The organism is Pseudoalteromonas sp. SG43-1 (genome assembly GCF_014164415.1).
GTDB lineage: Bacteria > Pseudomonadota > Gammaproteobacteria > Enterobacterales > Alteromonadaceae > Pseudoalteromonas > Pseudoalteromonas distincta.
In genome coordinates, this window is the sequence record NZ_JACJFD010000018.1 from 85,094 (window position 1) to 94,898 (window position 9,805).

9 protein-coding genes and 4 tRNA genes are annotated in these 9,805 nt (G+C 39.0%); 9 read left to right on the top strand and 4 right to left on the bottom strand.

Annotated elements, in window-relative coordinates:
- Positions 1-8 precede the first annotated feature (8 nt).
- From H5159_RS13360 to H5159_RS13370, 3 genes are all read right to left on the bottom strand, one after another.
- Positions 9-2,165: a response regulator gene (locus H5159_RS13360; protein WP_182780426.1), complete on the bottom strand. Its 2,157-nt coding sequence runs from the start codon at positions 2,163-2,165 to the stop codon at positions 9-11.
- A gap of 166 nt (positions 2,166-2,331) precedes the next feature.
- Positions 2,332-2,988, bottom strand: a complete 657-nt coding sequence (locus tag H5159_RS13365; RefSeq protein ID WP_004334929.1) for a response regulator transcription factor — start codon at positions 2,986-2,988, stop codon at positions 2,332-2,334.
- 219 nt (positions 2,989-3,207) lie between these two features.
- Positions 3,208-3,576: a histidine triad nucleotide-binding protein gene (locus H5159_RS13370; RefSeq protein ID WP_004334923.1), complete on the bottom strand. Its 369-nt coding sequence runs from the start codon at positions 3,574-3,576 to the stop codon at positions 3,208-3,210.
- A 92-nt stretch (positions 3,577-3,668) separates the two neighbouring features.
- On the opposite strand from H5159_RS13370, the gene H5159_RS13375 reads away from it, so the two are divergent.
- Positions 3,669-4,268 (top strand): DUF2057 domain-containing protein, encoded by a 600-nt coding sequence (locus H5159_RS13375; RefSeq protein WP_004334921.1) that lies wholly within the window; start codon positions 3,669-3,671, stop codon positions 4,266-4,268.
- A 58-nt stretch (positions 4,269-4,326) separates the two neighbouring features.
- Here H5159_RS13375 and H5159_RS13380 read toward each other — a convergent pair whose 3' ends face one another.
- Complete coding sequence (locus tag H5159_RS13380) at positions 4,327-6,168, bottom strand: M1 family metallopeptidase (RefSeq protein ID WP_182780432.1); 1,842 nt, start codon at positions 6,166-6,168, stop codon at positions 4,327-4,329.
- A 143-nt stretch (positions 6,169-6,311) separates the two neighbouring features.
- Between H5159_RS13380 and murB the strand changes: the two genes are divergently transcribed.
- The 8 genes from murB to H5159_RS13420 all read left to right on the top strand — a co-directional run.
- Positions 6,312-7,319, top strand: coding sequence for a UDP-N-acetylmuramate dehydrogenase (gene murB, locus H5159_RS13385; protein WP_182780427.1), 1,008 nt, complete (start codon positions 6,312-6,314; stop codon positions 7,317-7,319).
- Entirely contained in the window at positions 7,319-8,311 is a 993-nt protein-coding gene (birA, locus tag H5159_RS13390; RefSeq protein WP_182780428.1) for a bifunctional biotin--[acetyl-CoA-carboxylase] ligase/biotin operon repressor BirA, read from the top strand. The genes murB and birA overlap by 1 nt, the downstream gene beginning before the upstream one ends.
- A complete protein-coding gene (locus tag H5159_RS13395) occupies positions 8,308-9,018 on the top strand; it encodes a type III pantothenate kinase (protein ID WP_182780429.1) in 711 nt (236 codons plus the stop codon). Before birA ends, H5159_RS13395 begins: the two co-directional genes overlap by 4 nt.
- Positions 9,019-9,144: 126 nt before the next feature.
- Positions 9,145-9,220 (top strand) — tRNA-Thr (locus H5159_RS13400).
- Positions 9,221-9,260: 40 nt separating this feature from the next.
- Positions 9,261-9,345, top strand: a tRNA-Tyr gene (locus H5159_RS13405).
- A 44-nt stretch (positions 9,346-9,389) separates the two neighbouring features.
- Positions 9,390-9,464 (top strand) — tRNA-Gly (locus tag H5159_RS13410).
- An 11-nt stretch (positions 9,465-9,475) separates the two neighbouring features.
- Positions 9,476-9,551 (top strand) — tRNA-Thr (locus H5159_RS13415).
- 129 nt (positions 9,552-9,680) lie between these two features.
- Positions 9,681-9,805 (top strand): GTP-binding protein (locus H5159_RS13420; protein WP_033023824.1); only part of this gene is annotated, 125 nt, incomplete at its 3' end.

Here is a 9,805-nt window from a genome sequence, read left to right on the forward strand (position 1 = left end):
TTTTAATTTCACTCTAACTGTCCTCGCACAAACTTTAAATATTGCTCTAAGCTGCGTTGCCACAGATCTAGCGCTTCATCAAGCATATCGTTATGTGGCTTTTTATCGAGTAAACGGCGCTCTATTTTTTTAAGCTCAATACCATAGCGATTAAAACCAAGTTGCAGAGCGGTACTTGCTTGGCGATGTAAAAGCTTAATGCATTGCTCTGGTTGTTGGTCAATAAGCTTTTGACAGCGAGTTAGCTTGTTGCGGGCTGAAAGCACAAATTCATTATAAATTGAAGACACTTCATCTTCACTAAATGAGCTGGTGAGTGTTTCGGCCGCTGTTTTGTCATACAAGGTATCAATAAGCTCTACTGCAATGCTCGCAGTTTGATTAGATTGAGAGTCACTAAGTGCTTGGCGAAGCTTTTCATGCTTAATAGGCTTGCCTACAATGTCTTTTATTCCTAATTCTAAATACTCTTTTACTTCGTCAGGGCTAAGGCTTGCAGTAAATGCGAGTACTGGCGTTCGTTGATTTTTATGATCAATGCGTTTTAGACGTTTAAGTACTTCTTGGCCTGTTAAATCAGGTAGGTTCATATCAAGCAAAACAACATCGAAGTGGTGAGCTTGCATGAGCTCTATGGCACTTTTCCCATCTTTTGCGAGCTTAATTTTGTGTTCATCGTCGGCCATAAATTCTATAGCAATTTTTTGATTTAAATCTAAATCTTCAACCAGTAATACATCAAGACCTGTTAAGTAATCTTTAGTTTGATGGCGCTGCTCTACAAGGCTTAATTCACCTAAAGTAAAAGTAACGGTAAAGCTAAATACACTACCAGTACCAAGCTGGCTGGCTATTTCGAGTCGGCTACTGAGCTTTTCAAGCAGGCGGCTAGTAATAGCTAAACCAAGGCCGGTTCCGCCTTTTTCTTTTCCTGCGCTACTTTGTACATAAGGTTCTGTTAAGTAGGCTATCTCGTCATTTTCTATACCTGGTCCTGAATCTTTGACACTAATTTTTATCGTGTGCTCAAGTTGTTTTTCTAATACTAAATCAACCTGAATTTTAACGGTTCCGTGATCTGTAAATTTAATAGCGTTACCGACTAAATTAATAATTATTTGTCTAAGTTTTTGTTGGTCGCAGTAATAACAGGCTTGCTCAGGAATATTATAGATAAGATCAAATTTTAGCTGCTTTTGCTCGGCCATTGGGCTTAGTAATAAACATAAATTATTAAGCCATGTTTTAAATTCTACATCTTCTTCGTAAAGCGCTTCGTCACTCTGATCTAGGCTCGCGTAATCAAGGACCTTATCTACCAACAAGTTAAGTGATTCGGCAGAATTTATAATTGCCTCGCAATAGGCTTTATTGCGGGTATCACTTGTTTGGTTCATAACAAGTTGGGCACTGCCTAAAATACCGTTTAGTGGGGTGCGAATTTCGTGGCTTATTGTTGATAAAAAGAGCCCGCGAATTTCTAAATCTTTTTGTGCTTTATCGGCGAGTTTATTGAGGTGCTGCTCTCTGCGCTCATTACATAATAACGCCATACCTGCAGCGTAAAACATGGGTGCAATTACGCCATTTAAAAATAGCAAAGAGCTAAACCAGCCGTTTACTAAAAGATTTTTTTGTTCAATGTTATCCATAAATAACGAGCGGCCAATAAAGCTCAAAGCAACAAGCGTTAAAATGGTTATGTATACAATGCTGCCATTAGGGTAGGGTTTGCGCGCGTACTTAATAAATATAAAGAGTAAAAAGCCGGCTTCTGCTATGTGCTGTATATCGGATGCAATCACTCTTTCGTGTAAAGATGGGTCAAAAAAGGTGTAATAGCCAAGCATTACAGTGCAAAAAGCAGTTACTGAGCAAAGTAATTTAAAACCAATACCGTGATAATTTAAAAACTGACTGAGCGATAAACAATGCACTATTGATGCGGCAAACATCATGCTACTAGCAGCGCTAATAATCACTAAATTATGTGTATCACCAACAAGCGTAAAACCAATAACAGAGCCTAATAGCAATATGGGATAAAAAATGCATAGCAGCGTGCCCGATATTTGTTTGTTTGTTCGCCATGTTAAAAAGTTAAGTAAGGTCATTACAACCATGATGGCGATGCTGGCAAAATAAAGAGTGAAAGAGTCGAGCATTAATATTCCAGCAAAGTAGTTTTAAACTAAGATTATCAAAAGTATACACTTATACCAATTATCAAAACAGATTACTTAGGCAATCAAATTGGTATTAAATAAGTGTGTAACACATACAAAAACAGACACCTAAGTGTCTGTTTTTAATTTTAAACTAAATATATGATTAACGAATTTCATCAGGGATATTTTGTTGTGCCCAAGATAGGAGCTCAATACGGTTACGACATTTAGTTTTTCTAAATGCGCTATATAAATGTGTTTTAACTGTGTGTGGACTGATACTTAAATCTTCTGCGATTTCTTTATTCTTCGAACCTTTACTCATTAATGAGATTATTGCTTTTTCTCGCTTAGTAAGTTTAACAGGCTCAATATCCCCTTCGGTTAGTTTATGCAGCGCATCTTTATTAAATTGCAGCATACGATTTAATGCATTACACATAATATCGCGACGGTACCAAAGCTGATCTTCAAGTAGTAAACGAATACCTTTCATTAATACATCGGCGTTATCTGTTGTGTAAAATACGCCACGAATACCGCTCAACAATGCACGATTAGCAAGCTCAGGGTTCTCGTCTAGATTAAATAATATGATATCGCATTTAATACGTAGGTTTACTAGTTGTTCTTTTAGTTTTCCCCATGCATCCTTGCTAGATGTTTCGATAAACAAAAGTCGAGTCCCTTCAGGTATATCTAAAATATTAGTACCCGTGGTTACGTCAAGGCCTTGCGTTTTTAACAAAGGTTCTAAAACGTTAATACCAATAGTGTTAATTGGCTCTTGATCTAATAACAAAAAGGCTGAACTGCTCATGTTTTTATACTCTTTTATAAAGCTGACTGTTTAAGTTTATCACGACTTCCGCACCTTTTGTATTAGAAAGTCGCTGAAGCACTCAATAACAAATACGATTTTACGATTATTTAAACATAAAATGTTGCAAATAAGTAACTGTTTATTCTTTATAACCATGAAAAATCATAACATTTGTAACTAATTGGTTGAGCAGAATAGTTAGATAAAAATTTTTAATTAATTTACTTTTTTTACATTTTGGTAAGGTGGCCATCCCATTTCTTTACCGCCAAGCATATGTAAATGTATGTGATAAACGGTTTGTCCACCATGTTCGTTACAGTTCATGACCACGCGGTATCCGTCCTCAGCAAAATTGTGCTGCTTAGCTAATTTTGCCGCAACAACGTATAAATTGCCTACTAAATGTGAGTTTTCAGGATTTATATCATTTATAGTAGCAATTGCTTTTTTGGGGATAATTAACACATGAAATGGCGCTTGTGGATTTATATCTTTAAATGCGAGGGTGTCTTCATCTTCGTAGACAATGTCGGCCGGAATTTCACGATTAATTATTTTGGTAAAAATAGTCTCTTGGCTCATAGTGTGTTCCTAATTAAGTGTTATGAATTTTAAGCTCACTAATGACAAACTTTCAAAGCAGTGTCAAACTGAAATCAAATAAAGGAGTTAATATGCTTAAACCAATTTTAATAAGTAGTGCAGTTGCATTACTACTTAGTTTTTCGGCTAATGCTGAAAACATTCACTTTCCAGAAGAAATTGTACCACTACAAGTGGGCGATAAAATGCTAGAAAGCTCTTTGTTTAGCCGTATTGATGATGTAGAGCTTGCGCCAGGAACTTACCAGCTTAGGCTAAAATATACCGATTTATATGAAGATGATTATGACACGCATGAAGTTGTGGAGTCGGAACCATTTTGGGTAAGTGTAACTGTTGAAGCAGGTAAAGATTATACCTTAGTGTTTAATCGTGCTGAAAATGCAGTATCTGCAAAAGTATTTGCAGAAGCACCACAAGTTAGTTTAAAAGCAAAAAGTAGCGCTGTTGCTAAGCCTTTAAGTGTTATTTCTAACACGCAGCTAGCAAGCAATAAACCGGTAATGCAAAATACAATGCCTGCAGGACCTTCTCGTCCTAGTCAGCCAATAAAGCCGATAGCACCAATTACAGGTAAAGGCATGCCAAGTGCGCCGCAAATGCTTGATTTTTGGTGGCAACAAGCCACAACTGCAGAGCGTAAAGCTTTTTTAGAAAAAGTGACAAAGTAGAAAAATAGCAAAACAAAAGGGCCAAATTTGGCCCTTTTTAGTTTCTAGTTAACGCTATTTATTCAAATAATGCGTCAATAGTACCTTGTGCAAGAGGGTGATACCCAGGGCGTGCTTTTAAGTACACGCTTTGTGCCCACTCTTTTTTACCGTTAGTGATAAGGGATTTATATAATGGGACAATTAATTTACGACGGCCAATACCTGATAAGTGCTTATCAAGTGCAGGGTAAATTGGTTGATAACCATTTCCTACTGCTAGCATAAACCAAGCAAATGCACGTTCAGCATTAGTTGACTGTGTTAGGTTAAATTCTGAGTCAAGCTCTACCATGTGCTCTTGGCTTAAATCACGTGGTAAGTTATTTAAAAAGTGTAGCCACTCATGCACAGACCAATCAGCTGTTGGCAGTTGAGCTGCAGTTGTGTCGCCTTTTAGCCATGCTGCTGTTGCAGTATCTACTTTATCAAATGCATCAGAAGTAGGGTTTGGCGCATCATTTGGTAATCCAGGTTCAAAAATCCATTCGTTTACTTTATCCATGCTTACAACACCAGGATACTTTTCAATTAAGTTAGCTTTTAAGTAAGTAACAAATTGCGCGGTAGTAAGTGATTTAAACGAAAACTCTTTAAAGTACGCTTTTACAAACGGGTCAAACTTATCGCGACCATATTTGTTTTCTAGGTAAATTAAAAATAATTGACCTTTAGTGTAAGGCACTGAACTGAATGCATCGTCTGGGTCGCGGCCGTTAAGTTTTAAATTAAGGCGTGTATCTGGTGCATCAATTGTTTTAAGTTGTGCGCGTAAAGACGCTGAATCAAGTGCTTGTTCCATAACCGCACGGTCACGGCCAAATACTTCTTCCATAATGCGGTTTTCAACGTACGAGGTAAAACCTTCGTTTAACCATAAATCTTCCCACGTTGCGTTAGTTACTAAGTTACCTGACCAAGAATGAGCAAGCTCATGAGCAATAAGGTTAACTAAGCTTTTATCACCGGCAACAACCGTTGGAGTAATAAATGATAAGCGTGGGTTTTCCATGCCACCAAACGGAAAACTTGGTGGTAGCATTAATAAGTCGTAGCGACCCCATGCATATTCGCCGTACATCGCGTTTGTTTTATCGATCATGGCTTGGGTGTCGTCAAATTCAGCAACAGAGGCATCTAAAATTGTCGGTTCAGCAAATATGCCTGTTTGATGCGACATTGCTTTAAATTCTAAGTTACCTGCGCCAATAGCAATTAGGTAAGGTGAAATTGCTTGTGGCATATCAAAAATGTAGTCGCCATCTTTATAAAGCGCATCTTTGTTATCGGCACTCATTACAGCACGTATATCTTTTGGTGTATGAATTCGTGCAGAGTAAGTTACACGCATTGCGGGTGTATCTTGCACTGGGATCCAACTACGTGCATGAATTGCTTGCGACTGGCTGTACATAAATGGATGCGTTTTACTTGCCGTTTGCGTGGGTGTTAACCATTGCAGGCCTGAAGCTTCTGGACGACTGTTGTAATAAATACGAACTACTTCAGCTTGGTTTTTAAACACAATAGTAAGCTTTGAACCTTTAACGTCATCTCGCTTAGCTAAATCAAAAGTCGCTTTTTTCCAGTTACCGCTTTGATCTTTGTACATTACTTTATCAATGTCTAAGTCGCGGGTATCAAGTACGAGAGTTCTACTTTTGCTGTTGTTCCACTGAAGAGTATGCTCTACAAAACCTTCTAACTGCTTGTCGGCAAAATCGACATCTAAATCAAGGTTTAAGTGAGTAGTAACAACATCATCAAGGTTAGCATACGAGTTTTGGTCAATCGCATTAGCCATTGCTTGCGAACACATACCCGCCATAGCGAGGCTTAAAAAAAGAGGTTTAATTTTCATCATTACTCTGAACACAAATAAAAAAGTGCTGGTTTTATATCACGATTGACACGGCGGGTTGAGTGATTTTTACAATCTAGTGCCACATTTGCGACGATGAGGTAAACTATTGCGATTAGTTACCGGTATTTTTAGAGAGCTTTGTGGCGCATTCATTACACTCCTTACATACATTCGCATTAAACAGCCAATGCCAAAATTTTGTTGAAATTACTCAGCTTGAGCAACTTAAAACGCAAAATTTTAGTGCACCGTTTTGTTTGCTGGGCGAGGGCAGTAATACCGTATTTTTAAATGACTACATGGGTACGGTTATAAAAATAGCTTTAAAAGGTATTAAAATTACTGAGCGCGAGAGCGACACACTAATAAGTATTGCCGCAGGCGAAAACTGGCATCAACTAGTTAGCTATTTATTAGAGAAAAATATACCCGGGCTTGAAAATTTAGCACTTATACCGGGCACTGTTGGCGCATCGCCGGTACAAAACATTGGTGCTTATGGCGTTGAGATAGCTAAATTTGTTGAGTTGGTAGAGTACTTTGATATAACCACTAACACTATGCATTCATTAAATAACGAGCAATGTGAATTTGCTTACAGAGACTCAATATTTAAACATGCCCTTAAAAATAAAGCGGTGATCACGCAAGTACACTTAGCGCTCCCAAAAAAATGGCAACCAGCATTAAGTTATGGTCCTTTGCAGCAGCTCTCAAGCATCACCCCGCAAGCTGTATTCGATCAGGTTATAAAAACACGTAATAGCAAATTACCTAACCCATATACACTTGCCAATGCGGGCAGCTTTTTTAAAAACCCTATAATAACCAACCAGCAGTTAGCTGAACTATTAAAGCAATTTGCCGATTTACCTCATTACGAATATGGGCAAAGTCATCACAAGGTCGCGGCAGGTTGGTTAATCGATCAAAGTGGTTTAAAAGGGCACCGCGAGGCAGGTATAGAAGTGCATCAACAACAAGCTCTAGTACTTGTTAATCACGGAAATAGTGAAGGCAGCGACCTAATAAATATGATTAAACACATTCAGCAAGTTGTTTATAGGCGTTACAACATTATGTTAGAGCACGAAGTACGTTTAATGGATGCACGCAGCGAATGCCATATTAACGCGGAGCCTAAGTAATGAAAGCACCTGATGGAAACAAACTCGCTATTTTAAATGCACTCAACCAAGGAGGGTTTGTATCTGGTCAAGCCTTGGGTGAAAAGCTAGGTATTAGCCGAGCTGCGGTAAGTAAACATATTAAAACGTTACAAGAAATGGGCTTGGATATTTTTAAAGTGACTGGCAAAGGCTATTGTTTGAATAGTCAGGTGGGCCTTTTAAGTAAAACGCAAATTGATCAGCACTACAAAGCGCTAGGTGCAAATACTGCCGATGTAGAAGTACACCCTATTATTGATTCGACCAACAGCGAGCTTATGCGCCGTATACAGGCCAAAACAACGCTTGAGTCTGGCACTGTTATTGTTGCTGAAATGCAGCAAGCAGGACGTGGTAGACGCGGCCGTGTTTGGCAATCCCCATTTGGCGCTAATCTGTATTACAGTTACTTTTGGCGTTTAGATGACGGCTTACAAGCTGCAATGGGCGTATCAATTGCGGTAGGCCTAGCTGTTTATGATGCTATTAAAGCGTTATACCAAGTTGAGGTAGAACTTAAGTGGCCTAACGATATTTATATAAATAAGCAAAAACTTGCAGGTGTATTGGTTGAATTAGATGGACAACCGCAAGGACCTTGTCAGTTAGTGATTGGTATCGGTATTAATTTACAAATGCCTGAGAGCTTTAGTCAGCATATAGACCAAGCGTGGACCGACTTAAATCAACATACTCAAAAGCTCGATAAAAACCAACTTGTGGCTTCTCTTACTCACCATTTAGAGCAGCGTTTAGCGCAGTATTGTCAAACGGGTTTGCAAGCTATGTATGAGCAATGGAATTCGCTCAATGCGTTTGCTGGTGAATATGTTGAACTAAACACAGGGCACCGAAGCTGGCGTGGAATATGTGAAGGTATTGACGCACAAGGTGGAATACGAATTCGCCAAGACGGGGAAGTAAAAAGTTATTACGGTGGGGAAGTCTCCCTTAGAAAGGCGCAATTATGAGATTATTGATCGACGTAGGAAATACATCATTAAAAGCTGTGTTGTGGCATAACGAGCAAACACAACCGGCAGATATAAATAACCTGCCTTGGTTACAAATAACCAAAGTGATTTATGCATGTGTAGGGCGCAGTGATTTACTAAACGATATTCTCGCACAAGCGGCTAGCAATAATATTATTTGTTTTGAAGCCAAGGTAACCAAAACGCTTGGAGATCTTGTATGCGCTTACGAGCATGTAGCTAACTTAGGCATAGACAGGTGGCTTGCGCTTATTGCTGGATTTACGTTATATCCAAACACAGCATGCATTGTTGTTGATGCGGGTACTGCGACAACAATTGATGTGCTTAGTAGTGAAGGGTTGCATTTAGGTGGCTGGATTTTACCTGGGCTTGATTTAATGACCTCATCACTTACACAAAATACTCAACGTGTTTTTGATGATGGTAAAACTCCATTTACCAATGAACTGGGTAAAAATACGCCTAATGGTTTAAAAAATGGTGCTTTAGTGGCAACCATTGGAGCAATTGAGCAAGCTAAGTTGCACTTAATGGATAAAAAAACAGAGCAAAAAGTACAAATAATTTTTGCTGGTGGCTATGGCTTGCTTTTACAACAGCAATTTGAGGGAAGTATTTTTGATTCATTACTCGTAATGAAGGGGTTAAATTACTGGCACCAGCTAAGCAAAACAACATAAAAAAGTGCAAAAAACGTGTTTTCGCGTGAATATTGAGCATTTAAACTAAAAATTTACACTTTTTTTAATTTTATAGTTGCATCCCAATAAACCTTACTCTAATATCTCGCCCCGTACTAAAGCAGTGCCGACTTAGCTCAGCTGGTAGAGCAACTGACTTGTAATCAGTAGGTCAACCGTTCGACTCGGTTAGTCGGCACCACTTTCCTTTTACCGGAAGTGAATTAGTAGAGAATTATCGTGGAGGGGTTCCCGAGCGGCCAAAGGGATCAGACTGTAAATCTGACGGCTCAGCCTTCGCTGGTTCGAATCCAGCTCCCTCCACCACTTTATTCTTGACGGTTAGAGGTAGTTTAAGAACAGATTTTTATGCGGGCATCGTATAATGGCTATTACCTCAGCCTTCCAAGCTGATGATGCGGGTTCGATTCCCGCTGCCCGCTCCAGTTCTTGTGTTGCTGATATAGCTCAGTTGGTAGAGCGCACCCTTGGTAAGGGTGAGGTCGGCAGTTCGACTCTGCCTATCAGCACCAGTCCTAAGAATCTCCTTGATTACTTCCTTTATCTGTCAGAAAATACTATTTGAAAAAGATTAACTTAATCTACCTTTGGTGGATTATTTTCATATGTAATTTAGATACACAAAACTGATAGGTTCCGTCATGGCAAAAGAAAAGTTTGAACGCGTAAAACCGCACGTAAACGTTGGTACAATCGGCCACGTTGACCACGGTAAAACTACACTAACTGCAGCAATCACTAACGTACTTGCAAAAGTATACGGCGG

Bases quoted from the DNA above. Each gene is read 5' to 3' on its own strand.
- H5159_RS13375 (WP_004334921.1), top strand. From the start codon at position 3,669: ATGCTTAAACCAATTTTAATAAGTAGTGCAGTTGCATTACTACTTAGT.
- birA (WP_182780428.1), top strand. From the start codon at position 7,319: ATGAAAGCACCTGATGGAAACAAACTCGCTATTTTAAATGCACTCAAC.
- H5159_RS13365 (WP_004334929.1), bottom strand. From the start codon at position 2,988: ATGAGCAGTTCAGCCTTTTTGTTATTAGATCAAGAGCCAATTAACACT.
- H5159_RS13360 (WP_182780426.1), bottom strand. From the start codon at position 2,165: ATGCTCGACTCTTTCACTCTTTATTTTGCCAGCATCGCCATCATGGTT.
- H5159_RS13380 (WP_182780432.1), bottom strand. From the start codon at position 6,168: ATGAAAATTAAACCTCTTTTTTTAAGCCTCGCTATGGCGGGTATGTGT.
- H5159_RS13395 (WP_182780429.1), top strand. From the start codon at position 8,308: ATGAGATTATTGATCGACGTAGGAAATACATCATTAAAAGCTGTGTTG.
- H5159_RS13370 (WP_004334923.1), bottom strand. From the start codon at position 3,576: ATGAGCCAAGAGACTATTTTTACCAAAATAATTAATCGTGAAATTCCG.